20 protein-coding genes are annotated in these 26,718 nt (G+C 47.5%); 4 read left to right on the top strand and 16 right to left on the bottom strand.

Annotated features, from left to right (window positions below):
- Positions 1-20: 20 nt before the first annotated feature.
- Positions 21-1,436 carry an efflux RND transporter periplasmic adaptor subunit gene (locus ACYVGR_RS13045; protein WP_460957233.1) on the bottom strand — a complete coding sequence of 472 codons (1,416 nt, stop codon included), beginning with the start codon at positions 1,434-1,436 and terminating at the stop codon, positions 21-23.
- A gap of 86 nt (positions 1,437-1,522) precedes the next feature.
- Positions 1,523-3,031 carry a TolC family protein gene (locus ACYVGR_RS13040; protein ID WP_460957231.1) on the bottom strand — a complete coding sequence of 503 codons (1,509 nt, stop codon included), beginning with the start codon at positions 3,029-3,031 and terminating at the stop codon, positions 1,523-1,525.
- 80 nt (positions 3,032-3,111) lie between these two features.
- Here ACYVGR_RS13040 and ACYVGR_RS13035 point away from each other — a divergent pair, with 80 nt between their 5' ends.
- Positions 3,112-3,954: an aminotransferase class IV gene (locus tag ACYVGR_RS13035; RefSeq protein ID WP_460957229.1), complete on the top strand. Its 843-nt coding sequence runs from the start codon at positions 3,112-3,114 to the stop codon at positions 3,952-3,954.
- Here ACYVGR_RS13035 and ACYVGR_RS13030 read toward each other — a convergent pair.
- Complete coding sequence (locus ACYVGR_RS13030; RefSeq protein WP_460957227.1) at positions 3,919-4,617, bottom strand: ABC transporter ATP-binding protein; 699 nt, start codon at positions 4,615-4,617, stop codon at positions 3,919-3,921. The genes ACYVGR_RS13035 and ACYVGR_RS13030 overlap by 36 nt on opposite strands.
- 340 nt (positions 4,618-4,957) lie before the next feature.
- On the opposite strand from ACYVGR_RS13030, the gene ACYVGR_RS13025 reads away from it, so the two are divergent.
- The gene (locus ACYVGR_RS13025; RefSeq protein WP_460957225.1) at positions 4,958-5,662 is read left to right on the top strand and encodes a head GIN domain-containing protein; all 705 of its coding nucleotides are present in this window, start codon (positions 4,958-4,960) and stop codon (positions 5,660-5,662) included.
- Between the two features lie 97 nt (positions 5,663-5,759).
- Positions 5,760-6,899 carry a 5-(carboxyamino)imidazole ribonucleotide synthase gene (locus tag ACYVGR_RS13020; RefSeq protein WP_460957223.1) on the top strand — a complete coding sequence of 380 codons (1,140 nt, stop codon included), beginning with the start codon at positions 5,760-5,762 and terminating at the stop codon, positions 6,897-6,899.
- A gap of 545 nt (positions 6,900-7,444) precedes the next feature.
- Here the strand turns inward: ACYVGR_RS13020 and ACYVGR_RS13015 are convergent.
- The 12 genes from ACYVGR_RS13015 to ACYVGR_RS12960 all read right to left on the bottom strand — a co-directional run bounded on the left by ACYVGR_RS13015 (position 7,445) and on the right by ACYVGR_RS12960 (position 25,160).
- Positions 7,445-8,749, bottom strand: a complete 1,305-nt coding sequence (locus tag ACYVGR_RS13015) for an MFS transporter (protein WP_460957221.1) — start codon at positions 8,747-8,749, stop codon at positions 7,445-7,447.
- Between the two features lie 131 nt (positions 8,750-8,880).
- On the bottom strand, positions 8,881-9,522 hold the full coding sequence (locus ACYVGR_RS13010) for a bifunctional 4-hydroxy-2-oxoglutarate aldolase/2-dehydro-3-deoxy-phosphogluconate aldolase (RefSeq protein ID WP_460957219.1): 642 nt from the start codon (positions 9,520-9,522) through the stop codon (positions 8,881-8,883).
- 5 nt (positions 9,523-9,527) lie between these two features.
- Entirely contained in the window at positions 9,528-10,535 is a 1,008-nt protein-coding gene (locus tag ACYVGR_RS13005; RefSeq protein WP_460957217.1) for a 2-dehydro-3-deoxygalactonokinase, read from the bottom strand.
- Positions 10,536-10,554: 19 nt separating this feature from the next.
- Positions 10,555-12,810, bottom strand: a complete 2,256-nt coding sequence (locus ACYVGR_RS13000) for an outer membrane protein assembly factor BamB family protein (protein WP_460957215.1) — start codon at positions 12,808-12,810, stop codon at positions 10,555-10,557.
- Between the two features lie 41 nt (positions 12,811-12,851).
- A complete protein-coding gene (locus ACYVGR_RS12995) occupies positions 12,852-13,829 on the bottom strand; it encodes a hypothetical protein (RefSeq protein WP_460957213.1) in 978 nt (325 codons plus the stop codon).
- A 258-nt stretch (positions 13,830-14,087) separates the two neighbouring features.
- Positions 14,088-15,560 carry a RagB/SusD family nutrient uptake outer membrane protein gene (locus ACYVGR_RS12990; protein WP_460957211.1) on the bottom strand — a complete coding sequence of 491 codons (1,473 nt, stop codon included), beginning with the start codon at positions 15,558-15,560 and terminating at the stop codon, positions 14,088-14,090.
- A gap of 16 nt (positions 15,561-15,576) precedes the next feature.
- Positions 15,577-18,567, bottom strand: coding sequence for a SusC/RagA family TonB-linked outer membrane protein (locus ACYVGR_RS12985; RefSeq protein WP_460957209.1), 2,991 nt, complete (start codon positions 18,565-18,567; stop codon positions 15,577-15,579).
- Positions 18,568-18,693: 126 nt separating this feature from the next.
- On the bottom strand, positions 18,694-19,929 hold the full coding sequence (dgoD, locus tag ACYVGR_RS12980; RefSeq protein WP_460957207.1) for a galactonate dehydratase: 1,236 nt from the start codon (positions 19,927-19,929) through the stop codon (positions 18,694-18,696).
- A gap of 144 nt (positions 19,930-20,073) precedes the next feature.
- A complete protein-coding gene (locus ACYVGR_RS12975; protein ID WP_460957205.1) occupies positions 20,074-21,429 on the bottom strand; it encodes an enolase C-terminal domain-like protein in 1,356 nt (451 codons plus the stop codon).
- A gap of 237 nt (positions 21,430-21,666) precedes the next feature.
- Entirely contained in the window at positions 21,667-22,908 is a 1,242-nt protein-coding gene (locus tag ACYVGR_RS12970; protein WP_460957203.1) for a mandelate racemase/muconate lactonizing enzyme family protein, read from the bottom strand.
- A gap of 66 nt (positions 22,909-22,974) precedes the next feature.
- On the bottom strand, positions 22,975-24,015 hold the full coding sequence (locus ACYVGR_RS12965) for a LacI family DNA-binding transcriptional regulator (protein WP_460957201.1): 1,041 nt from the start codon (positions 24,013-24,015) through the stop codon (positions 22,975-22,977).
- 308 nt (positions 24,016-24,323) lie between these two features.
- A complete protein-coding gene (locus tag ACYVGR_RS12960) occupies positions 24,324-25,160 on the bottom strand; it encodes a fumarylacetoacetate hydrolase family protein (RefSeq protein WP_460957199.1) in 837 nt (278 codons plus the stop codon).
- Between the two features lie 90 nt (positions 25,161-25,250).
- On the opposite strand from ACYVGR_RS12960, the gene recO reads away from it, so the two are divergent.
- Positions 25,251-25,943: a DNA repair protein RecO gene (recO, locus tag ACYVGR_RS12955; RefSeq protein ID WP_460957197.1), complete on the top strand. Its 693-nt coding sequence runs from the start codon at positions 25,251-25,253 to the stop codon at positions 25,941-25,943.
- Between the two features lie 37 nt (positions 25,944-25,980).
- On the opposite strand, the gene lptB is transcribed toward recO, so the two are convergent.
- A complete protein-coding gene (lptB, locus tag ACYVGR_RS12950; protein ID WP_460957195.1) occupies positions 25,981-26,712 on the bottom strand; it encodes an LPS export ABC transporter ATP-binding protein in 732 nt (243 codons plus the stop codon).
- Positions 26,713-26,718: the final 6 nt, after the last annotated feature.

The raw sequence follows: 26,718 nt of genomic DNA, 5'->3' as shown, positions 1-26,718 counted from the left end.
TATAGGTTTAAAAGTCAGACCTAATTTTCTTTCTCATCTTCCTTCTTCTTATTCTTCTTAGGGTCTCGCTTAACGACGAGTTCACCGTTTTTAAGCTTTTTCGATACAGCGATGAACGGTCCTGAAATAATTTGTTCACCCTCTTTTAGACCCGACAGAACTTCGATGTTCTCAAAATCACTGATGCCCGTTTTCACCTCACGCTGGGTAGCCTTACCGCCTACATTCACGAAGACAATTTCTTTAGGCTTGTCTTTCTTTTCAGCCTGAGCAGCGGGTTTTTCTTCAACCGTACCATTACTATTGTCCTTCATCTTCTCCGTGTCGATGGCCGTTGAGTCGGCACTTCGGGTTGTGACGGCAGCAATTGGCACCGATAACACATTTGATTTTCGATCTGTCAGGATTTCCACCGAAGCCGTCATTCCTGGCTTAAAGGGATAGCCTTTTTTATCTTTTTCAGCGAGTAGATCAGCGTACGAATTATTCAGGATTTTCACTTTCACCTCAAACTCAGTTACCGCATCGGTTGATACTGATGAGGCAGCCCCAGAGGCACTGGTCAGCCCATTGGCAGTATTGCCAATTTCATAGACAACGCCTTTGAATTTGCGCCCGGCTGTTGTGTACGAATCCACCTCAATATCAGCCGTATCGCCCAGGTTCACACGCACGATGTCGTTTTCATTGACATTCACCCGAACTTCCATATTTTGAAGATTGGCGATTCGCATGATTTCGGTACCGGCCATTTGCGAGGTACCTACTACCCGTTCGCCCAGCTCGACATTCAGTTTCGATACTGTTCCGTTTACAGGTGAATAGATTGTTGTTTTACGGAGGTTCTCGGTCGCATCGCGCAGGCTGGCTTCCGCACTCTGAATGTTAAACTGCGACGCCCGAACGTTAGCGTTGGCCGCTTCTACTTCCTGTTTGGCAACGTTGTAATTGGCTTCGCTGGTCTCCAGATCGGAGGAAGAAATTACTTTATCGGCGAAGAGTTTACGGTTACGGTCATAGTCGGCTTTAGCCCGGATGAGCCGTGCGCCTGACTGCGCTACTGAAGCTTTTGACTGTTCTAATTGCGCCCGGCTTTGATTGACAGTTGCCTTGGCACGTGCCAGCAGCGACTCGTAGTTATCGGGGCGAATACGGCATAACAACTGACCGGCTTTAACCGGATCGCCTTCATTAACATAAAGGCCAATAATTTCGCCCGATACATCGGGACTTATTTTTACCTCAACTTGCGGCTGAACACGGCCCGAAGCACTGACTCGCTCCGTAATATCGAGCCGTTTAACCGACGCAAAATCAACTTCTGTTGCTTGTGGTTTCCCGATTAACCCAGTCTGCTTAGCAGCAAACAGACCACCTACAATCAGGACCACCAGTCCTCCTAATATCCACCAAATACGATTTGACTTCTTCTTCATAGTAGGGAAAGAGCGAAAGAGTGAAAGAGCCAAAGAGTGAAACTACTTACCATAGCCTTTCACTCTTTCATTCTTTCGCTCTTTCACTAGTTAAAACTAAGCGGTTTATTTTGGTAAAAATCTAAAATTTTGGTTCTGAACACATAATCGTATTTAGCCTGCACTAATTGCGCACGAGCATTATCGTATCGAAGCTTGGCAAGGCTGTAATCAACGGCATTGATCGCTCCGGCATTGAAACGACTTTCGGCTGCTTTAAACGCCCGCTCCAGCGACGAAACCGATGCATCCGTAGCGCGGTAACGGTTCGATGCAGCTAGCAAGTTGGTGTAAGCCGTTTCGATTTGCTGACGTAGTTGCAGACGCGTATTATCGGCAGTAAGTTGTGCAGTCTGCTGCTGAATAATAGCCGTGGTTACGTTGGTACGATACTGGCGATTCGTAAAAATAGGAATGTTCAAATTAAGCGATACACCCCGGTTGAGGTTATTGCTTATTTGTTCAAAAAAACCGTAGGTCTGGTACGTTCCGCCTGGCGAAGTGGTGATAATAGTAACCGGCTGTGTGGTACCAGCAATAATAACATTCGCATCTGTTTTATTCTGCACCGTTGTTCCATCAGCAATAAACCGCTGAAGACCTACCGTCGAATAAATTGACGATAAATTACCGCTCAGCGTAAGTCTTGGATAAAGACCTGCTTTAGCCACATCAATACCAATACGGGCACTTTCGGTACGAAGGTCGGCTGCAATAATCTGAGGTTGTGTTGCCAACGCGGCTTCATAAACCTGCAAAGCGGTGGCGGTATACCCTTCTATACGAGGATCAGGTAATTTGATGTACTCGATTTCAAAAGCCTGGCCACCGGGCAAATTCATTGCCTGAAGCAACGCTAATTTTGCCAGATCAACTGTATTCTGTGCGTTGACTACCGCCAGTTCATCATTGGCCAGTGTAGCCTTGATTTCAAACAGGTTCGCTTCGGGTGCCGAACCAGCATTCACTAATTTTTGGGTACGTTCTACCTGTAGTTGTGATGTTTCGGCCTGCCGTTTCGCAACTGTCAATTGCTCAGCCCCTGTCAGCACAGCTAAATATTGCTGAATGACGTTGAGAATAACGGTATTTTCAGTCGCATCCAGTTCTTTTTCACTCGCCTTAACGATGGTCTGATTTTGGCGAATCAGGTTTCGTAATTGGTATCCCTGAAAAACAGGCATCGAACCCGAAAGCTGAAAGTTATTCGACCGAACCCCTACATCGACGAACTGGTTTGTACTGGGGTTAATGTTCCGACCCGAGCTAAAGCCCTGCGAAGCAAAGCCATTGACGGAAGGCAGTTGGTTAAACTTGGATTGTTTTAATTGCAGTTGGCTGCTTTGTACCTGCAATTGTCCCTGACGAACGGTGATGTTATTTTTTAGGGCAATGTCGATACACTGCGGTAAACTCAGCACGGGTAACGTATCCGCTTTGCCGGTAGTCGCGCCTGGCGATACGGCTCCCGGTACGCTCTGCGCCTGTAAGCCTGTTACGCTTACCGACAGCAAACAACCCACGATTCCGATTCCTAAAAAAAGCTTGCGCTGCATACACATAATTTTGATGGTTCAATGTTACAAACTTACCTTCGGCGCAGCTATCGTTTTAGGATAAACGGCGCAAACTAAGCATGTTTCTGGTTTATAATTCGGATATACTTTCTGAAAACGAGTTTTGCCTACCGGCAAACGACCGTGCGTTCCAGTATGGCGACGGTCTTTTTGAAACGATTCGATACGAGAATGGACAGGTTTGGTTCTGGCCTGATCACTTTGCTCGCCTGACAGCTGGGATGGCAACCATGCAGCTCAATCGACCGGATGGGTTCAATAGCGAAGCCGTTGAGCAGCACATTCGCTACTTACTTTCAGCCAACGAGTTAACCAATCAGACGGCCCGCATCAAAATTCAGGTTTGGCGACAGGCTGGTGGACTTTATACCCCTACGACCAATGACATCAATGTTTTGATTACAGCTCGGGCCGGTCAAGGTTTTTCGTTGACAGAAAAAGCGGCAACGGGTATTTATGACTTGTTTCGATTGACGCCTTCACCAATTTCGGCCTTCAAAACGCTGAACGCCCTCCCCTATGTGCTGGCTGGTCTTTACAAACAGCAGTATACATTTGATGACGTTATTCTGCTCGATACGAATGGCAACCTTGCCGAATGCCTTGCCTCAAACCTGTTCTGGTATGGAAATCAAACCTTGTTTACGCCTTCACTCCAAACGGGTTGTATCAACGGCATCATTCGTCGACAATTGCTCCGATTAGCCCCTTCCGTCGGTATCACCGTTACTGAAGTAACTTACAAACCAGCCGTACTGACGCAAGCTGAAGCGGTGTTTTGCGCGAACGTAATGGGCATTCAGTCCTTGCGTCAGATAAGCGGTTTAGTCAATCTCCATCAGGAATCAGTCTTTTTTACCGACCCTTTACTTAACGCCTTGTTCGCTCAACTTCACCGCTGAGTCTTCCAGCCAGCCATCTTTCAGTCGAATTACCCGTGAGCCGTATTCGGCGTTGAGTTCGGAGTGAGTTACCTGTACAATGGTCACTCCGTCTTTTTGATTGAGTTCGCGAAATAGCTCCATAATATCGCGAGCCTGATCGGAGTGCAGGTTGCCCGTTGGTTCATCGGCAAAAATAACGCTTGGCTCGGCCGCCAGTGCTCGTGCAATACCCACCAACTGCTGTTGGCCACCTGATAGTTGCGCTGGAAACAGGTCTTTTTTAGCCACCATATTGAATCGGTCAAGCAGCTCGGCAACCCGGCTCTTCCGTTCAGAACTACTCAATCCTTTATAGAGAAGTGGGGTTTCGATGTTTTCGTACACTGTCAGTTCGTCAATCAGGTGATAAGCCTGAAAAACAAAGCCAATCCGTGTACGGTGAAGTTCGGTGCGTCTTTTTTCGGATAACTTTTGAACCGGCTGGTCGTCAAAAAAGTATTCACCTTCGGAAGGTTCTTCGAGCAATCCCAGGATGTGCAACAATGTCGATTTGCCCGATCCGGACGGTCCCATGATTGATACGAACTCACCCTGAGCAATATCTAAGTTGATGTTACGCAACACATACACCCGACCAAAACCAGCGGGGTAGAATTTCGAGACGTTGCGGAGTTGAATCATATTTAATTACTTTAGTAAAGATTTTAGTTAAGTTAAGCTGATTATCGTCAGGGTGTTTACTGTTCAGAAACCTATTCGTATAAACAAATATCGCAAAGCAATTGAGCATTCACAGCGTATTCTGTTTATACCAATCTATTCAATTTGCTATAGGCGGCTCAAGCGTCATGCCAAACTCATAGATTACTGATTAATAGAATTTTACAGTAAACAACTCTTGTCACAGCGTCCGTTACCGGACAAAGATATCCTTAAAACCGGACATCTTTTTTCGGGTTACCATGCAACACTGGTTCTCTTTTTTGCATCTACTAATAAATCGAATCAAACACCTTCACCAATGAAAGCACTAGTAGCCGGAATTTTCATACTTACAGCCAGCTTTAACTCAGCCAGCACCGACGATTGGAAGAAAGATCGTAGCGTTTCAGGCTTTTCGGGTCTGAGTGTCAGCAGCGGCATCGATGTTTATTTGACTCAGGGTAACTCCGAAAAACTAACTCTCGAAGCCAAAGGCGTCGATGAAGATCGGGTCATTTCGGAAGTTAAAAACGGCACATTGAAATTATATATTGAGCGCAAAGGCTTTAGCGGCTGGAATTTTGGCCGCAACAGCTATGTAAAAGCGTACCTGACGTTCAAACAGTTAAATAACTTGCAAGCATCGGGTGGAGCCGATGTATTTGGCCAGGGTAAACTGTCGTTCGATGACCTGAATCTGGACGCATCGGGCGGTTCGGATGTTAAACTGGACCTTAAAGCTGACAAATTAAACGTATCCGCATCGGGTGGGGCCGATGCTATCCTACAAGGGTCAGCCCGGACCCTGAATGCGAATGGTTCAGGCGGTGCCGATCTGGATGCCCGCAAACTGACCGTTGATGTCTGTAATGCCAATTCGTCGGGTGGTTCCGATGTGTATGTCAACGCCAGTAGAGAGTTGACCATGAAAGCATCCGGCGGGGCTGATATTTACTATTACGGTTCGGCCAAAGTGCTGTCCAAAAGCGAATCTGGCGGGGCAGATATTAAGCGGAAGGATTAATCGGGAAGAAAAAGAGCGAAAGAATGAAAGAGCGAAAGAGTGAAAAAGTAACTTTGCATACTTTTTCACTCTTTCGCTCTTTCATTCTTTCACCATTTTGACACCTACTATTGGCATTCTCGGCGGTGGCCAGCTTGGTCTGATGCTTCTGCAAGCCGCCATCGACTGGAATCTTCGTGTTCATATTCTCGATCCCGACGCTGAGGCTCCCTGTCGCCATCTTTGTACGCAGTTTACGCAAGGTTCGCTCACCGATTACGCTACAGTTTATCAATTCGGGCAGTCGGTCGATGTGCTGACTATTGAAATTGAGCGCGTTAATGTCGAGGCCCTGGAAGCACTTGAACGCGAAGGCAAACGCGTGTTTCCGCAACCATCCGTTATCCGAACGATTCAGGATAAACGGCTTCAGAAACAGTTTTACCGCGACCACAACCTACCTACTGCCGATTTTATTCTGACTGAAAATCGGGCCGATGTAGCTCTAGTCGAAATCTATCAGCCTGATTTTTTCCCAGCCTTTCATAAACTTGGTCGCGATGGGTACGATGGCCGGGGGGTTCAGCGGATTGCTACGGTTGCCGATGTTGGCAAAGCCTTCGATGCCCCTGGCGTATTGGAAAAAGCCGTTGATTTCGAGAAAGAACTGGCCGTCATTGTAGCTCGAAATGAGCGCGGTGAAGTGCATACCTTTCCAACTGTCGAAATGGTATTTCACCCTGAGTTAAATCTGGTCGAATACCTGTTTGCTCCGGCCGAAATCTCAGCCGAAATCAACCAACAAGCGCAGGACATCGCCCGCCGAACTGCCGACGCCTTTGGTATTGTAGGCTTACTGGCTGTCGAGCTATTCCTGGATAAGTCAGGTAATGTGCTGATTAATGAGGTAGCACCCCGACCGCACAACAGCGGCCACCAAACGATCAGAGCTAACGTAACGTCTCAGTTTGAACAGCATTGGCGCGCCATCCTGAACTATCCCCTCGGCGACACATCAGCCTATCAGCCAGCCGCGATGATCAATCTTCTAGGCGAAGATGGACATACCGGCCCAGCCGTTTACGAAGGATTGGAAAACCTACTGGCCATGCCTGGTGTCTTCCCCTTTTTCTACGGCAAAGCCATTACAAAGCCTTTCCGCAAAATGGGCCACGTAACAGTCATGGACGATTCCCTAGATGCGTTACGGGAGAAAGTATCGGAGGTCAAGTCGGGCATTCGTGTGGTAAGTGCATAATCATCAGTAATTAGGCTACCTTTAATTGGGTCCTTTTACCCGTATTCTTGATCTGTGAGGGTACCTATAGTATGCCCACAGACCGAGGATACGGGCGGATTAGCCCAGTAAGGGGTGACTTGTCAATAGTTAGTTGACTACATAAATAACTCGTAAGCGCCGTAGGTGCGACCTAAAATGAACAACTTGGGTCGTCCCTACGGCGCTTTTGGATTAGAATAGGCCTATATTTCTATCAACAAGCCGCATCTAATTGGTTTTCAATATTAAATCGAGCATTTGCCCCGTTAGGGGCTCAACAGCGTAGCGTCGGTAGCAGAGAATAAAACGTTTTCGTCCTGCGTGCCGTAGGTACGCAATGATTTGTGACAGTTGCGTACCTACGGCACGCGGGTTCTATGTTGGGCTTAGCTTTACTACCGACGCTGTGCTGTTAGGCCCCTAACGGGGCAGAAAATACGCAACTGATTAATAATTAACTAGGCGATTGTTTACGACAAATCTATCAGAGGCATAGAGATAAAACGGGCCATAATGAAACTATATCAGACGAGTTCTGCTACCTCAATCGTTTTGGTTTTGCGGGTTAGCAGGTGAATAATCAGCCAGGCGGTCAGGTATGTGAAGCCACAAATGGTAAACAGGATATTGTATCCTTCGGCCAGATTTCCGCTGGCTTTGTACTTATCCAATAAACTACCGACCAGCATAGGAAATAGGATACCCCCTAAAGCACCAGCAGTTCCGCCTATGCCCACAACAGAACTAACCGCCTGTTTCGGAAACATATCGGAAGCTAAGGTAAAGATATTGGTGGCCCAGGCCTGATGCAGTGCAACAGCCAGGCTGATGAGCCCTACGGCAATCCAGACACTTGTAGCGAATTGAGCTAGAATGATCGAAAGTTCCAGGGTGGCTAATACCAGCAGCACCGTTTTACGTGCTTTTATGGTAGGCCACCCTTTTTTAATTAACGAGGAAGACAAATAACCTCCGCCGATACTCCCGACTGTGGTAGCAGTATAAATCAGCATTAATTCCAGACTTGGCTTCTTCAAATCCAGGTTAAATGTGGACGAAAAATACGAGGGAAGCCAGAACAGGAAGAACCAGTAAATAGGATCGATCAAGCCTTTCCCGGTAATATAAGCCCAGGTTTGTGGGTAGGTAAACAGCTTAAACCAATTGATGGATTGTTCAGATGCGGTTTCGCTATTGGCCAACTCTTGCCCACTCTGAATGTAGTTTAGTTCTTCGGTGGTCAAGCGGCTTTGCTTCGCCGGAATATCGTAAAATAACAGCCAGAAAATAAGCCAGACAAAGCCTAATGCTCCCGTAATCCAGAATACTTCGTGCCAGCCATACTGATTTAATATCCAGGGAACAATAAGCACCGCCACTACCACGCCAATGCTCGTGCCTGCGTTAAACAACCCCGTGGCTAATCCGCGCTCTTTTTTCGGAAACCACTCTGCCACCGTTTTCACCGCAGCCGGATAGTTACCGGCTTCGCCAATACCCAAGCCTATTCGGGCCAGACTAAATCCCGTAACGCTTCGGGCAACAGCATGCAGCATCCCGGCAATGCTCCAGATAATAATGGTGATGGCGTAACCCGCTTTGGTACCGATTTTGTCGATAATCCACCCGAACAGTAAAAGCCCAACGGCATAGGCAGCCGTGAAGGCCATAACGATATGCGCAAAATCGGTTTCGCTCCAGTTGAATTCTTTCTCCAGAATTGGCTTCAGTAAACCAATTATTTGTCGGTCGAGGTAATTGATTGTCGTCGCAACAAATAGCAGAAAAACGATAAACCAGCGATAGTTTTTAATCTTCAAGTTGAGCATTATAGTACAAGGTTAAACGGGGGCCACAAAAATGTTTTATGAACGATTTTTTGTCATCCCGACAAAGGAGGGATCTTCGGCAACGGGTTATTTACCAAAGATCCCTCCTTTGTCGGGATGACAAAAAATCACTAAATGGTTTTTGGTATTTGTAAAAACTGCTCAAAATGGTCTTTCAAACCCGACCAGTTTTTCTGCTGAATGAGCGCTTTATCAAACAGGTGACTCCCAATACCCACGCCATCCGCACCGGCCTTAAAATAGGTGGCGATATTATCAAGACTTATGCCCCCCGTTGGAATTAATTTCAATTGATTCAGAGGGGCTTTTACGTCCTTTATGTAATCTGGCCCTAATGAAGTTGCCGGGTAAACCTTTACCATTGATGCCCCTAGTGACCAGGCATTATAAATTTCGGAAGGAGTGAAAGCGCCGGGAAAAATCGGCACGTTACGTTTTACACAGGCCTTGATGACTTTCTTGTTGACAACAGGTGTGACAATAAATTGTGCTCCGGCATCCAATGCCCTGTCAAGATCGTCTTTTGTACAAACCGTCCCCGCGCCAATATTCAGCCCTTCACTACTCGTCTCCAACGCCCGTTGAATCATGGCTTCGGCTCCCGGTGTATTCATCGTTATCTCAATAGTAGTCAGACCAGCTTCGCGGTAAACAGGAAGAATCCGGGCAACTACGTCGGCCGATAAACCTCTGATAATACCGACAATTGGAGCCTTTTCGAATAGCTCCCAGGAGAATGCATGTTGTGCCATACTAGTTATTTGCTTAGCGATACGAGCAGGTTCTTCGCTATTTTTACTTGCCCGGCAATGGTTGCTTTATCAATTAAATCGGCAGAAATCGTAGTTGTTCGATCGGCCAGGTGAAGCTCGACCACTGCCTGTTTATACAATTCGTATAGGTTGTTGCCACTACATAAAATCAATTGAGAATCGGGCTGTTTAAGGAGTGATTTCAGCTCATTACCAATCAGTAAACCGCTTAAATAAAGCGCATTCTGGCGCTTGGTTAGTTGATCAAACAGTTGATTGGTTCTTACCCTAAATAGGCTATTTAGAATAGACGATTGATGGGATTCATGAATGCCTCTTTTGAAGGCCTCTAATCCACTTTCATCAAAGGTAACCAGACTCGTTGGCTCCACAGAATCTTTTAAAATACTGTAGTGCGACATGAGATTAAAGACTTCGCCGGTCATAAACGTCTGCAAATCAACAACCTGCTGGTCCTTGATGTAGATATGTTTCGAATGGGTACCCGGAAAAATTAAAATCGACTCTTCATTCGTTACATGCAGGTTATCCAATAACGTGAGCAACCCAATTAATTGAGTTTCCTCACCGCGCATCACATCATGATCCGTTCTGACGCCCGATATGAGTATGATATCGTGGGCAAAACCCGCTTGTGTATCGAGCCGCTTAATGCTGGCCCGGCTGCCATCGATTGGAAACGGCAGAGTAGCATACGGGACTTCATCCATACCAATCGAAGAGGACGCCATACCCGAAATGACCACCGGAATATCGTCCAGATTGATACTCAGTTGATTGGCCAGTAAATTAATTTGCCGTTGTAGCTGCCCCCGAAAAAAATGATCCCGGGAGATTCCACTCGTTTCGCTGTTTGCTTTCCAGCGCGTGAATGTATTGGCGACACCTTCCTGAGATGTGATTTCGCCAATGAGTTGCAGATCAATACTATTTATGAGTCGTAGGCGAAATGAGGACGTCCCCCAGTCACAGCCTAATAGATAGGATTTCATCACTTATAGCTTTTTATACTTACGGCAAGGCAAACGCAACATACGATCCTCCTGGTTTTAAACCATATCGGGTACCGCCAGCAGCGATCACTATGTATTGTTTTCCATTGGCCATGTAGGTAATTGGTGTGGCAAACCCGCCAGCAGGCAGCTTATATTCCCAGACAATTTTACCCGTCTTTTTGTCAAAAGCGCGAAGTTTTTCGTCGTATGTCGCGGCAATGAACAATAAGCCCCCAGCCGTTACAATGGGACCACCATGATTCTCCGTTCCCGTGGGTGCTAACCCTTGTTTAACGAGTTCGGGAAATTCGCCCAGCGGGACTTGCCAGAGGTACTCGCCGGTATTCAGGTTAATGGCATTGAGTGTTCCCCAAGGTGGTTTGATGGCGGGGTAATTATCCTGATCCCGAAACTGCGTGTTGCCATTATTTAAGTAAGGCGGCATGTATGGGAAGTCAGCGCCTTTGGCTACGGGCGATGTAACAACCGAGCTATGAATATCCGGCGCAGCAGGTTTCGCTTCTGTTTTCAGCAAAAAGTTAATGATGGCGTCACGATCCTCTTTAGAAAGGTGTCCAAAGGATGGCATTCGCCCCCGGCCGGTTGTCAATAGCGTACTGATTTGTTCCCGATCCAGTCGCTTACCAACATCCGTCAAATCAGGGTAGGCTTGCGTTGCCGACGCACTCGCTTTGGCATCGGCGCTGCCTTTTCCATTCATTGCATGGCAAACTGAACAGTTCGTATTAAACAGGGAAGAACCACGCGTCAGAGCTACGTTTTTTTCCTGCATTCGGCTATCCCGCATCTTGAGCCACCAAAGCATGGTGTTGGCATTCTGGTATAAAATACCCTCAGGATCAGCCGCATTACCACCCCATTCGGCACCACCCCCAAACCCATAATAGAGGGTCCCTTCTTCGCTGGGGGGCATGTATTTACTACCTTTCCGGCTGTTCTGGAACCGTTCCAATACATACTTGTGCGCTTCGGGCGTGCGGGTTGTGATTTCGTTCTCCGTCAATTCCTGCCGAACAAACGGGGCAGGTTTAGTCGGAACGGGTTGCGTTGGCCAGGGCTTTTCGCCGGGCAAAGCGGGCGATGTTGGTACCTTAACTTCGTTTACGGGAAACAATGGTTTCCCCGTATCCCGGTCAAACACAAACACGTAGCCATCTTTGGTTGCCTGCGCGACTGCATCCACCATTCGGGACCGACCGTCGGGACCATTGTGTTTAACCGTTATCAGGTTTGGGGGACAAGGCAAATCGCGATCCCATAGATCGTGGTGAACGGTCTGAAAATGCCACACGCGCTTTCCGGTTTCTGCATTCAGTGCAATTACACAGTTCGCGAATAGATTTTGCCCCGGTCGAGCCCCCCCGTAAAAATCAACAGAAGGCGAGCCCGTACCCGCATAGACGATGCCTCGCTTCTCGTCGATGACCATACCGGCCCAGCAGTTAGCGCCACCCAGTTTTTTGTAGGAATCTTTCGCCCAGGTTTCATAGCCATATTCACCCGGCAACGGGATGGTATGGAATACCCAGGCCAGCTTACCCGTTCGAATATTAAACGCCCGGATGTAACCTGGAGGAGCATCGCCACCCTCATTAACGGCCGAACCCGTAATCAATAAATCTTTGTAGATAACACCGGGCGTTGTAACGCGGATTGAGAAGTTATTGACGTCGTAACCCAGTGTTTCTTTATCGCCAAGTCCTTCGTGTAAATCCACTTCGCCGTTCTTACCAAAACTCTCAATCGGCTTACCCGTTTCAGCATTAACGGCATACAGCGACGAGCCTACTGAGTATAGTATACGTTTGTCCCGAGCGTCGGCCTGGCCACTATCTTCCCAATAAACCACGCCCCGAACCGGATGAAAGCGAGGCTTTTTCTCGGGATTTGCGAACGGGTCAAATTGCCAGAGCTGCTTTCCTGTAGCCGCGTCAACGGCAAAAAGTTTCATTCGGGGCGACGTGCCGTAAAGCACACCTTTTATCACAATCGGCTGACACTGAATGTCCATACCGCGTTGTCCAGGCGTTGCATTGTCGCCGGTTTCATAGGTCCAGGCCAGCGTCAGATTCTTAACATTCTGGGTATTGATCTGAGTCAGTTTTGAGTATCGGTTACCCGCATTGTTGCCGCCATAGGTAGGCCAATCGTCGGCTGGCAGCTGTGGTTTCACGACAGTAGTATCCCAGTTAGCCGACAGGAAACTCCCTATAATCAGGGTTCCGAAGCAGGATTTCAGGAAGAAATTCATTGAAAAGTTGAGTTGGGTATAGGGTAAGGAGAGAGGTTACTTTAGGGCTTTGGCTTTTCGTAAAATTCGTAGGCTATTTTCCACTTTATTTCCTCTCCAGGTGCTGCTTTCAATTGTATATATGGTTCTGGGCAAGAGGTAGTTGCACAGGCCCAGTACACTAATTTTTGAAGGGGTCGATTGCCTGTTATATGCACACCGGCTCCCGTTTTTTGATTCTCAATACGAATATCATAATCGGCCGAGGTATTCCCAAAGCCTTGCAGGCCAGCACTATACACTTGTTCTTTTTTGTCCAGTGCCCGCGAATAAAGTAGCTGTTTCCCTTGTGGCAGAATGGTACTGCCAAAGCCTTTTCCTTCGCCTTTCACCTCAAAGGGAAATTCGATAGCAACGGTTGGGCCAGTGGGTTGTTTGTCAATGATGAAGAAATTGTGATCATAGGTGCTCGTTTCGATGGACAGTTTGCCCGTATTTTTCAAGCTGTGCTCCAACACCAGTTCGGGTTTGCCCTTGGTGAGTTTTACGATTTTGCGATAAACATACGCGTAGCCCGTTGGGCTCCTGAGTTCATGCGTAAACTCTAGATAGTCTTTGTGCTTTTTTACGTTCCAGTTTCCTTGCTCTACAATGTCGTAATACTTCGCAAAAGCATACGCTTTATCGTCAGGTTTGCGGAGTACACCCACTCCAATTTTCACGAATGTTTCGCCGGGTTCTGCCTCCGCATACCCCAATGGTGTGAACTCTTCCACCGGACCGCTGATGGCGTCGTGTAGCTTGGGGTCGTAGTTTTCAAACCACGGTTCTATAAAACTGTGGCCTTTATAAGTCAGCTCTTTAAATGCTCCCGCCCAGTCGAAACGAGTGCCCTGGTAGTAGCCCTGACTGGCGTCGGGCAGGTATAAACTCGTTTGAATAAGTCCATTGGACAGTTCGGCCTGTGGCCATTCAGCTAACGGCAACGTGTTGCTACACAACCCCAGTACAGCCAGCGTGGAAATGAGTATCTTTTTCAACCTAAAGTCAGTTAGAGATAAAAGATAGAACTAGTGTTCATCCCATTTAGATTCTATAGATTCTTTCGACTCTATCGTTTCTGATTATCAGTACACTAGAATCCCAAGAATCTATAGAAACAGTTAGAATCTATTTTGTCAAAGCACTAGAGATAAAAGATAGAACGCAGATTCTTACGATTAGCAGGATAAATTAAGATTATGCTAATCAGCGATTAATCGCACTGATCCTAAAAATCTGCGTTCTATTTTTTCCTACTACAAATTCGGATTTATTGACGTATCCGTATACGGAAGCGGGAACCAATAATTCGCTTTCGTGATCGGTTTAATTGGCTGTAAATCATCTGGGCTTTTAGCTGCGTTAGCTGCTTCGACCTGTTCGAGACGAATCAAGTCAAACCAACGGGTACGTTCACAGGCGAACTCCCAGGCGCGTTCCTGCACCACTGCATCCGCAAACTGAGCTGCGGTCAGGCCATCGCCTGGTGTCAGCGCTTTGGCACCGGCAGGTAAGCCCCGCAAGCGAACGGCATTTAGCGCATCATACGCAGCCTGGTCTGGCCCGCCCGTTCCACGGGCTTTTGCTTCGGCATAAATGGTCAGTACATGCGGATAGCGCATCATAACCGTAGGCAGCGAAATGCTAGATGTAACAATATTGCCTTTGATATACCATTTTTGGTAATATGGATGTTTCGTCAGGCTACTTTGCCACGGAATAGTTGTGGCACCTAAACCAAACTGCGTGCGGAACGTAGCATTTTTGCGAGGGCCTTCAGGGAAGTTCTTGAAGAAATTCAGTTCGGCAAACATATCGTCCCAGCCCCCTTCTTCACCAGGCATCGTCGTATTGCCATAAGTCGCATTCGCCGTACCGCTGCCGCCTGTAAAGCCGTTGATCTGAAACACCGATTCTGGAATAATGGAAACCGCCGGATCATTGGCAAAAACTTCGGCAAAGGTAGGCATCAACGCAAACCCATAAGTAGTCCGATTGTCGATTACTTCTTTTGCCTTTGCTGCTGCCAGATCATACTTATCGGTTTGCTTCAACGGCCAGCCAGCCATCGTCAGATATACATCTGCCAGGAATGCCTTTGCCGAACCCGCATTTGGCCGACCTGGATCGCGCCGGGTGTTCGGCAGCATAGTTTCGGCTTTTTTCAAATCGGCAACGATTAAATCGTACACTTCAGCCGGTGTCGATTTTTTGATGGTGAGCAGATCCGCCGAGTATTCGCCCGCCGTAACCAGCGGAATGTTGCCATAAAAACGGGTCAACCAATAGTACGAGAAGCCGCGAATGAAATAAGCTTCGCCCGCAATAATGTCAATTGTTGCTTTGGTACCGACCGTTTTCGAGTAGTTATTGATGACGTTATTGGCCCCCTGAATAGCTTTATAGCAGCCATTATAAACAGCCCCTGAGCGCTGATTGGTAGTCGATACGTTAAACTGATCGAATTCGCGCCAGTCGGCTTTGTTACTGGCAGGGTGCGTCGTTACGTCGTCGCTACCAATCGTAGCCGCATTGGCCGATGGGTGCAGAAACCCGTATGTCCATTGGTTGCCCAGTCCCCGATACGCGCCGGTCAGGGCCGACTCTAGCCCGTCCTGAGTCGAAAGAACATTCCCGCCGTAGAGCAGGCCAGTAGTGTCTTCTTCAAGATAACCTTTACAGCCAACCGTGAGCATGGCTGCCATTCCAAGTATGACTAATTTTTTCATGATTCGTTAAAGGGGTTTAGAAGCCCAGATTGATGCCGAGCGTATACTGTTTTGCGTTTGGATAGGAACCGTAGTCGATACCAATGGCGGTGTCGGTGCTAGAACCAACCCGAGCCGATTCTGGGTCTGGGCCTGTGTATTTCGTAAACGTGAGCAGGTTAGTAGCGCTGGCAAATACCTTGATGGTCGCTTTGTTATGGATGAATCCGTTTGGTACGTTATATGACAAGCTCACGTTTTTCAGACGAACGAAGCTACCGTTTTCGATGAATCGGCTCGATTGCGTGAAAGGCTGATAGGTTGTCGTAAAGGCGGGTACATTTGACGTTTCATTACCTGGCCGGTAATAATCCCGGATTTCAGACAGAATAAATTGCCGTGCATCGCCCGCGCCCGACATAGCAGCCGCCCGTGTGTAGTTGAGTTTATCGACCCCAAACACGCCGTTGAAGAATACGTTCAATGTCAACCCTTTGTAGGTAAAGGTGTTGTTCCAGCCCCCTGTTGCTTTCGGGAACGCCCGGCCTATTATCTGGAAGTCATCTGTTGTGATGGCGTTGTCGCCGTTCAAATCCTGATAATGCGGATCACCTGGTACGCGCCCCTGTTTAGCTGCCGCATCGGCTTCGTTGGGTTTCCAGGTACCCAAATACTTCAGGCCCCAGTAAGAACCCAGCGGCTCGCCGGGAATCAGCATAAATTCATTCGTTGTGGACATCCCACCGCCTACACCCGTACCCTGGCCCAGCCGTGGCAATCCTCCCAAACTGATCACCTTGTTTTGTAAGGTAGAGATATTAAAGTTCGTCTCCCAACGGAAACCACCAGCTACCACAGGTGAGCCACCGATCGAAAATTCAAAGCCTTTGTTCTCAATTTCACCCACGTTCCGGGCCTGCGTTCCGCCACCAGCATAGCTTGGAATAGCCACGTTCAGGAGCAGATCGGTGGTGTTTTTCTTGAAGTAATCCGCTTCAACGTGCAGTCGACCATTCAGGAATTCCATTTCCAAACCTACGTCTACCTGCTTGGTCGTTTCCCATTTGAGATTAGGGTTGCCGGGGTTACCCAAAATTACCCCAGAGGTTGCAGCCGAGTTGTTGTAGGCAACAACGGCTGTGCTATAGGTTGATATGGTAGCATAGGGGTTAATGGCCTGACTACCCGTCATACCCCAGCTCCCGCGCAGTTTCAGATTATTAAAGACGTTCAGTTTTTTAATAAACTCCTCTTCTGACAAACGCCAGCCAAGAGCAACCGATGGGAATACGCTATAGCGGTTAGCCGCAGCAAACTTGGATGATCCATCCCGACGGACGGCTGCCGATACCAGGTATTTGTCTTTGTATCCGTAGTTTACGCGACCAAGCAAAGACAGCAGCGTCCATTTCTGATAGCTCGACGCCACCGTTGCCGCTGTATTCAGACCGATGTTATCGTAGCCCAGTTGTGGGAACCGTAATCCCGACGCCGAAGCAGTAAAGTCGCGGTTGGTGAACTGTTGTGTTTCCAGAACAGCAACGGCATTGATTGAATGATTCCCTATTTTGACATCGTAGTTCAAATTATTCGTGTTTTGCAGGGTTACCTGCTCTGCCGAATACCGGCTTGCCGTCGGGACGTTGTTCGAAAGCCGCTTCCCGGTCAGGTTCAGGTTTTGTAAATTCAGGTAGTTGACGGCATACTGCAAATCGATGGATAGTCCTTTGATGGGGAGCTTGTAGTTCAGACCGCCATTGACGTTGAGGCCACTCTTATTAGCGTCAACCGACTGATCATATAAATAATCGAGCGGGTTGCGATACACCGAACCGATTGGATCAGTAAACGTCGGCTGACCATCGGAGCCATAGGCGGGTGTTGTTGGAGCCCAGGCCAATGCCTGAACAATAGCGCCACCATCGACTGTATTATGGTTTTGCGACCGTGTACCCCACAAATTCAACCGAAACGAGAGCTTGTCGTTAATCTGGGTATTGATGTTCGTCCGTAGGTTGTACCGCTTAAATCCGCTGTTGTTGACGATACCATTCTGATTCAGATAGTTTCCCGAAATCAGAAAGGTTGTTTTGTCACCTCCACCCGAAAGCGTGATCTGGTGCTGTTGCCCAGACCCATGGCGGAACACCAGACTCTGCCAGTCGGTGCCGCCATTTTGTTTATACTGCGCGATCTGATCAGCCGTAAACGGCAAACCTGAACCAACGGCCGTAGCCCGTGCATTCACAATCTCGGCAAACTCACCAGCGGGTAATACGTCATATTTTTTGATGATTTCCGACGTACTGAACTGACCTTCATAATTGACCTTAAGCCCTTTTGAGCCTTTCTTGGTCGTGATGATCACAACGCCATTGGCACCACGACTACCGTAAATAGACGTCGATGCGGCATCTTTCAGAATCTGGATCGTCTCAATATCGCTGGGGTTTACGAAGTTGAAATCAGCGCCAACGAACCCATCGACAATATATAGCGGGTTGTTGCTGCCCAATACAGAGTTGGCACCCCGTATCCGGATACGGGCATCACCACCTGGTGCACCGTTCGTCTGGCTCACCTGCACACCCGCAGCACGTCCTTGTAATACCTGATCCAGACGGGTAACGGGTTGTTGAGCAAATTCTTTGGTCGAAATGGCCGTCAGAGCACCCGTCACATCAGTTTTCTTCTGCGTACCGTACCCAACCACAACCACTTCATTCAAGGTTTTCTGATCCTCTGCTAACTGTACATTAATAACCGAGCGCCCATCTACAGGCACGGTTTGTCCCACGTAACCAATAGTCGAAAATACCAAAGAGGCATTACTAGCTGCATTTAACGAAAAATTACCCGACGCATCGGTAGATGTACCAATTGTTGTACCACTTACCTGAATATTGACCCCAGGCAAGCCCTGACTGTCGGGACCGGTTACTTTGCCGGTCACTCTGGCATTCTGGGCGAAGGCATAGCTATACCCCAGAAGCAGCAGTAAAACCCATAGTTTTACAGTTTTTTTCATAAGTATTAATTTATTAAGGGAAAAAGAAAATTAGATTATTGAGATTCTTTGGATGCTGTGTTTCTCATTGATTCGTTGGCTATTGCGTGTCGACAGAATCCAAAGAATCGATAGAGTCCAGCGCAGTTACCAGTCTACTACGGAGCCATCGAGGGCATTATAAGCCTCAGGATTTTTCCAGTCGTGACCGATTTTGTCTTTCATAAGCGCATCGTCCAGTTCAACACCTAAGCCCGGTCCTTTGGGAATCAAGACCGTACCGTCGCTTTGTAGTTTGAAGGGATTTTTGATGTAGCCATCGCCCAGCGAAACCTGCTCCTGTACCAAAAAATTGGGTACACTGGCCGCCAGATGAAGACCTACTGCCAAAGAGATTGGCCCCATTGGGTTATGGGGAGCAATGGGTACGTAATACGCTTCGGCCATGCCCGCAATAAGACGCCCCTCCGTAATTCCACCAGCGTGGCAGAGATCGGGTTGAACGATACTGACAGCCTTCTTTTCCAGCAGTTCCCGGAATCCCCATTTGGTGAAGATTCGTTCGCCGGCCGCTATAGGGAGGTGCGTTCCCCGTGCGATGTCGGCCAAAACATCCACGTTCTGCGCCTGACAAGGTTCCTCTACGAACATGGGCTGAAACGGCTCCAACTGCTTGATCAGCACCTTGGCGGTTTGGGGTGAAATATTCCCGTGAAAGTCGATGGCAATGTCCATATCGGGGCCACCAGCTTCCCGTAACGAAGCGAAGTTGTCGACCGCGTACTTAATGAATTGCGGATTCTCAACAATATTGGCGGGGTTCTTATGCGCAACGCCTGTTTTGATAACCGTAAACCCTTCCGCTTTCCGTTTCTTAATGTCTTCCGCATTGCTGGCCCGACCGTAAATTCGAACCCGATCGCGGGTTGGGCCACCGAGTAATTCATAAACCGGTACGTTCAGCAGTTTTCCTTTGATATCCCAAAGCGCATGATCAATACCGCTCAGCGCACTCGTCAAAATGGGGCCGCCCCGATAAAACGCATGTCGGTAAATAGCCTGCCAGTGATGAACAATATGGCGCGGATCTTTTCCGATCAGGTAAGGCTCTAGTTCTTTAATGGCGGTTTGAATGGTTAGCGCCCTGCCTTCTAGCAGCGGTTCGCCAAGGCCGTACACGCCAACATCGGTGTGGATTTTGAGGAAAATCCACCGTGGTTTAACGAGAAAGGTTTCGAGTTTTGTGATCTTCACCTTGCTGTAATCGGCAAAATGACCGGGACTGGCAGAATAAGATGTTTGTGGCAATACCATCGTACTCATACCAGCAACACCCAATACGGATTGTATGACGCTACGTCGGGACACGCCTGTTTTTTTCATACGTTTTATTCGGCAAAGGTTTACTTAATCGATTAAGCAATTCTAGAAAAAGAGAGGTAAGTACAAGTTTACGGTGGTCTTACCAACCTATGTAAGTTCGTGATGTCAGGTCATAAACCCGACGCTATGCAGTTATACTGTTAATTACGGCCGGATAATCGTACCGTCCATTTTGCGGACTTGCCAGTTCGATTTAGTTGTGATGGGATACTTAGCTGCCTCCTTCTCGTCAATGTCCACCCCCAAACCCGGCACCTCATTGACCGACATATATCCTTTGTTCATCGTCGGACAACCGCTAAACACGGCCTGAGTCTTCTCCGAAAACTGCACCGCTTCCTGAATCCCAAAGTTCCACACCGCCAAGTCAATGTGCGCATGGGCAGCATGACCTACCGGCGATACATCGCCCGGTCCGTGCCAGGCAGTGCGAATGTTGAACCACTCCCCTAACCTTGCTACTTTCATGGCGGGTGTGATTCCCCCAATCTGCGAAACGTGTATCCGAATGAAATCGAACCATTGGTTGACCATCGGCTCTTTGAACTCATTGATATTATTGAACAATTCGCCCATCGCAATAGGCACCGACGTTGCCTGCCGAAGTTGCGCAAACCATTTCATGTTTTCCGGCGAAAACGGATCTTCGATAAAGAAAGGACGATATTCTTCCACCCGCTTGATCATGTTGATGGCATCAATCGGCTGCACCCGTTCGTGTATGTCGTGGAGCAATTCGATTTCCTCTCCACACTCCTTCCGAACGACTTCGAACATTTTGGGCACCGATTTCAGATAGAGCCGTTCGTTCATGTAGTTGTCGGTTTCTCCTCCGAAATTGGCTACCTTGAAATCGGGTTTGTCGGCAGTAGCTCCTACTGCTCCGTAGCCTCCTTGCTGAATACGGATATATTTGAAACCATCAGCCATGAACTTCTTGACGCTATCGGCTGCGGCTTCGGGCGTATTGCCGCCCGCGTGGGTATAGCAGGGGATCGCAAAGCGCACTTTACCGCCAAGTAATTGATATACTGGCATTTTAGCCCGTTTTCCTTTGATATCCCAAAGCGCCTGATCGAGTCCTGAGAGGGCATTGTTGAGCACAGGGCCATTTCGCCAGTAGGAACTGACATAAGCCGACTGCCACATATCTTCGATGTTATCGACGTCTTTGCCTACACAGAACTCATTGAGGTAGGTATTGATGGCCACGATAACCGCAGCGGCTCGTTGGGTAAACGTAGCACAGCCAAGTCCATAGAGCCCCGGTTCCGTTGTTTCAACCTTAACGACAATCAGGTTGGAACCTTGGGGCGCCGTGGCAATAGCCTTGACACTTTTGATTTTGACAGCTGGCGCACCAACGGCATATTGGGGCTTGCCTTGCTGTTCACGAGCTTCGGCAGTAGAGATACCGCCAAACAAACCAAGGAGTCCGGCTGATGAGCCGAATCCCAGCATTTTCAAGGTGTCACGGCGGCTTTGGTCAAGGTGATTCATGAGAAAAAGAAAAGGTTTCAGAGACAGTATAGGGCAATGAAAAGACTAAAAAAAATTAATTTATCACTAATAAATAAATCCAAAATCCAATTTTTTCAGAAGTAAAAAAATAGGTACCCATTCAGAACAAAGTTCCATGCGTCTATTTCCAGTTTAGGTTTTGAATCGGTTTCCAGTACTTCTTTTCCTGCTTATATCTTTATTGTCCACCCTCTGCGAGCAATAAAGAAGCGCGTCTTACCAGTTATGAATCGCTCCGTCCGGGCTTTTCAAAATGGGGTGTGGGAACTGCGTTTTGGTCGTGACTTCCATAACGAACGTTGCTTTCTTAGGATCAAACTTCACTCCTAGTCCTGGATTTGGGTTTAGGTACAACTTTCCATTTTTAAAGTTTATGAAATCCTCGTTGAAATAAGCCGGACGTTCAGGTTCGCCCCCACCCAATTCCATCAAACAGCGGTTTGGACTGCTAGACCCTAAAACATGCACCAAAGCAGCCGTTGATAATGGGCCTGTAAAGTGTGGGATCATACCTGCATAATGGGTCTCGCAAAGGGAGGCTATCTTTTTAAATTCGCCAATGCCGCCAGTATTAGGAAGCGTAACGCGCGTGTAATCAATCAAGCGCTGCTCAATCAGTTCATTAATATCCCAGCGATCGCCAAATTGCTCCCCAACTGCAATGGGTACGTTGGTCATCTGGCGTACCGTTTTGTAGACGCCTGGGTTTTCAGAACGAACAATATCCTCTACGAAATAAGGCTCCAGATTTTCAAGCGCCTTGCAGATTTTGATGCCCTCCGTTAAGTCAAACCGGGTATGTAAATCAAGTGCCCATTTGCCACCACCGCCCACGGCAGCGTCGATACGCTTACAGAATTCAATTGTCTTTTTGGCGTTGTCGTAGAAATCAAACGGTTGCTCCCCATTGCCTCCTGTTGGCCCAATTCGATAGGCCCGTAAACCAGCTTCTATGCAATCTCTGGCCCGTTCTTCTTCCGTTTTGGCTTTCGACGCCCGGAAGCCAGTCGCATAACATTCAACATAATCACGGGTTGCACCGCCCAGCAAATCATAGACAGGTACGCCTAGTGCCTTTCCTTTAATGTCCCACAGTGCCATTTCAAGCGCGCCCAATGCGTGGAGTTTTTCGCGGCCCGGCGGATAAAACATACCCCGATAGACATTCTGCCAAAGGTGCTCTACCCGGAACGGATCTTCGCCAATGATCATCTGGGCACACTGCTCAATCATGTCTTTGGAGCCACCTTCGCCAATGCCAATAATACCCCCGTCGGTCTCTATTTCAACAATTCCACGAGCCTGATTAAACAAAGGTTTGTTGTACCCAGGCGCTGCGTAATACCGGATTTTGGTGATTTTTAACTTAGGCGCGGCCAGCGCAAGATTTAATGGTAGGCCAGCGACAATAGCCGCTGACCCGACAACAGAGGATTTAAGAAAGTTTCTACGTTGCATGTACTGTTAAGGGTAAGGAATAGTCGATTCAATGATTAGCTTAATCGTTTAAGCAACTGAGTAAATTTAAGTATGAACAAGCTGTTTTGTTTTTGAAGACGCTCGAATAATCAACTCTGCCTCCATGAGTATATGAGATGGTTCTGCCTGCGGATATTTCAACTTTTTCATCAACAATTCAACTGCTGTTTTGCCTAAAAGGCCGATAGGTTGCTTTACGTACGTTATTGGACAATAATACAGATCAAAGGCCTCTGCCTGCCCGAAACTAACAATGGCCAGATCGGAAGGGACATTTATGTTTAGTTCATTCAGGTATTTCAACCCATTGATAGCCAGGCTATACGTAGCAAAAACAATGGCGTCAATCGGCTGCTCATACGCCAGCATTTCATCAATAGCCGCTTTCACGCCCTGCTCAATGGCACTAATATGTGTTTGTTTCAACCAATGCTTCTGAAATGGTACGCCATTGTCAGTCAAGGCTTCTACATATCCTCTTATTCGTTCCTGCATGTGGAAAAGCTGCGAATCATAAGCAATCATTCCAATGCGTTTATAGCCGCTTTTCACTAAATGGGCACTAGCACTATAAGCTGCTTTATAATGGTCGGTGGATACGAAATCGGTTTGTATATTCGGGAAATATCGGTCTAGCAAAACAAACGGAATATTTTTCGCCTGTAGGTACCGTATTTGCTCAGCCGAGTCTTCAGAGGAAACGATGATAAATCCATCTACCTGCCGATTAATCAATACGTCTAATAAATCCCGTGACTTCTCGGCGTTTTCGTCTGAACTGCCGATAATAACGGTATAGCCATTTCGCTTTGCTTCGTCTTCAACTACCCGGGCGATATTCGCAAAAAACGGGTTCGATATATCTGCAATAATTAATCCGATGGTATGTGTTTTGCCGCTTCGTAAACTTTTGGCCAGGTGGTTAGGCTGGTAGTTAAGTTCTTTGGCTATTTGCCTGATCTTGCCAGCAATCTCCTGCCCTACCCGACTTTCTTTTTCTTTTCCGTTAAGAACATAAGACACCAGCGCCATAGAAACGCCTGCACGCTGCGCTATATCCTTTAACGAAGTTTTTTTAGTACTCATCTAGTAATAATTGCGCCCAAATCTATGCTTAAACCTTTAAACAAAAAAGAATTTACCAATATTTTTTTACTGATTTTTAATTGAATAGTACTATTTGTGTCAGAAACGTCATGATCTATCCATTTACAATAGACTTTCTGCCGAAACAACGCTGAGTCTGGTAGCCTACAACCAACTCGCCTAAAAATTATGGGAGCCGTAAGAAAGTACTTTCCTACGGCTCCCATCAGTAAACTAACATTCGTCCCAAACTGGATTCTATGGATTCTTTTGATGCTATAGAATCTAGCTTGCTAAACTCCGAGCTTCTAAGCAACTATATTCGTCAATGTTCCGATTTCGTCAATACTAATGCTGATTTCGTCGCCAGAACGTAGCGTAAAATCATCGGGCGGAACAATACCGGTACCTGTCATCAGGAAGCATCCCTGCGCGAACGAACATTCTCGATAGAGAAATTCTACGAGTTCTGTGTGTTGCCGTTTCATCTGGTTGATGGCGATACTATTTGTAAAAACAGCCTGTTGATCCCGGATGATTTCTAACCGAATTTGCGTTTCAGGAGCGATTGGTGTTTGCGGAACATACAAGCATGGACCCAAAGCGGCACTTCCGTCATAACTCTTTGCCTGAGGTAAATACAACGGATTTTCGCCCTCAATGCTTCGCGAACTCATGTCATTGCCACAAGTATAAGCCACAATTTTACCCGACGATGTAATAAACAACGTCAGTTCAGGCTCGGGCACATTCCAGGTCGAATCGGCGCGAATCCGAACGTCGGCACCTGGCCCGACAACCCGTTCGGGCGTAGCTTTGAAGAACAGTTCGGGGCGGTCGGCATCGTAAACGCGATCATAGAAATTGTCGCCCCCCGATTTTTTGGATTCTTCCATCCGAGCGTTACGGCTACGCAGATAGGTAACTCCCGAAGCCCATACTTCCTGCCGCCCAATGGGAGCTAATAGACTGGTCTGGGTCCAGGCTTGATATTCTTCTGACGGTTGAGAAATGGCAGTCGAAGTGACTAAAAAGTCATGCAAATTATCGCGATTGATCAATTCATCCCAATCCTCAGCGGGGATGGCATAAAACTGATTTTCAAATTCTGCGACGATACCGGAGCGGGTTTTGTAGAGTTTCATGAAAGGCTAATTTATCGGCAATTATAGCGCACTTAGGCGACTTTTTACAGTAAAAAGTGTTATATTAGATAGTTTACTGCTTTCCAGGAAATGCTGCAAAAAACCCGGGGTCTTGCCCTTAGCTACCTTCGTTACCGCGAAACGTCTATCATCGCCCGTATCTACACCGAAGAATTCGGCTTACAGAGTTACATTGTCAATAGTGTCCGTACGGCCCGGAGCAAGAATAACAAGATAGCATTGTTTCAACCGCTAACGTTGCTGGATATGGTCGTTTACAACAAGGATGATCGCGATCTACACCGGCTTTCAGAGGTTAAAACCAGCTACCCATTTCAAAGCCTACCGTTCGAAGTTGCGAAGTCAACCATCGCGATGTTCGTGACGGAAATGCTTAACAAAGTGTTGAAGGAGGAAGCCAGCAGTCCGCAGCTATTTCGATTTCTGGTCGATTCGGTTCTATTCCTGGAAGAAGCCCGAACGAACTACGAGAATTTCCATCTGGCTTTTTTACTCAAGTTGTCGTTTTTCTTAGGATTTGGTCCAGAATCGGCCCGTGAATTTGATGATCAGCTTCGCGAAAATTCCTATCCATTCCTGCCAGATCATGAAATGGAAACGGCGCTGAATATCATGCTACGTTACCCCCTCGGAACGCCCATTAAACTCCAGCGATCGTCAAGAAATGAGTTGCTGGATGCGCTGGTGGCCTATTATCAGATTCACATTGACTCAGTAGGTGAAGTAAAATCGCTGCCGGTATTGAGAGAAGTGCTGGGGTAAGTATTGTACCCACGGGCTAAGCCCGTGGGTACAAGTGCTAAATCTTCCGTTTTAGCTCAAAATGTTGCCCCAGATAAACCCGCCGAACCTGATCGTCATTGGCCAGATCTTCGGCAGTACCCTGTTTTAGAATTTTACCTTCGAATAACAAGTACGCCCGGTCGGTGATGGAGAGGGTTTCATTTACGTTATGATCCGTAATAAGGATACCAATGTTTCGGTGTTTCAACTTAGCGACAATGCTCTGAATATCTTCAACCGCAATTGGGTCAACCCCCGCGAAAGGCTCATCCAGCAGAATAAATTTAGGATCAACGGCCAGCGCGCGAGCAATTTCAGTGCGTCGACGTTCACCACCAGAAAGCACCTTTCCTTTACTCTTCCGAACGTGCGTAAGGCTGAACTCTTCCAGCAGTTCTTCTACTTTTTCTTTTTGTTGCTTCTTCGGCAACGACGTCATTTCAAGTACCGCCAGCACATTTTCCTCAACGCTCAAATCACGAAAAACGGACGCTTCCTGCGCCAGGTATCCCAAACCAAGCCGTGCCCGCTTGTACATGGGTAAGTTGGTTACGTCTAAATCATCAATAAAAACCTTACCGCTGTTGGGCTTTACCAGACCGACCGCCATATAGAATGACGTTGTTTTACCAGCGCCATTTGGTCCAAGCAGCCCAACAATTTCTCCCGTTTCAACCTGGTAAGACACATTGTTGTTGACCAACCGCGACCCGTATTTCTTAATTAAATTTTCTGTTCTGAGAAGCATTCGTTT

The sequence above is a fragment of the Spirosoma litoris genome, assembly GCF_054776755.1.
Note: the sequence above shows the minus strand (reverse complement) of the source record. Positions and strands in the feature narration are given on the sequence as shown.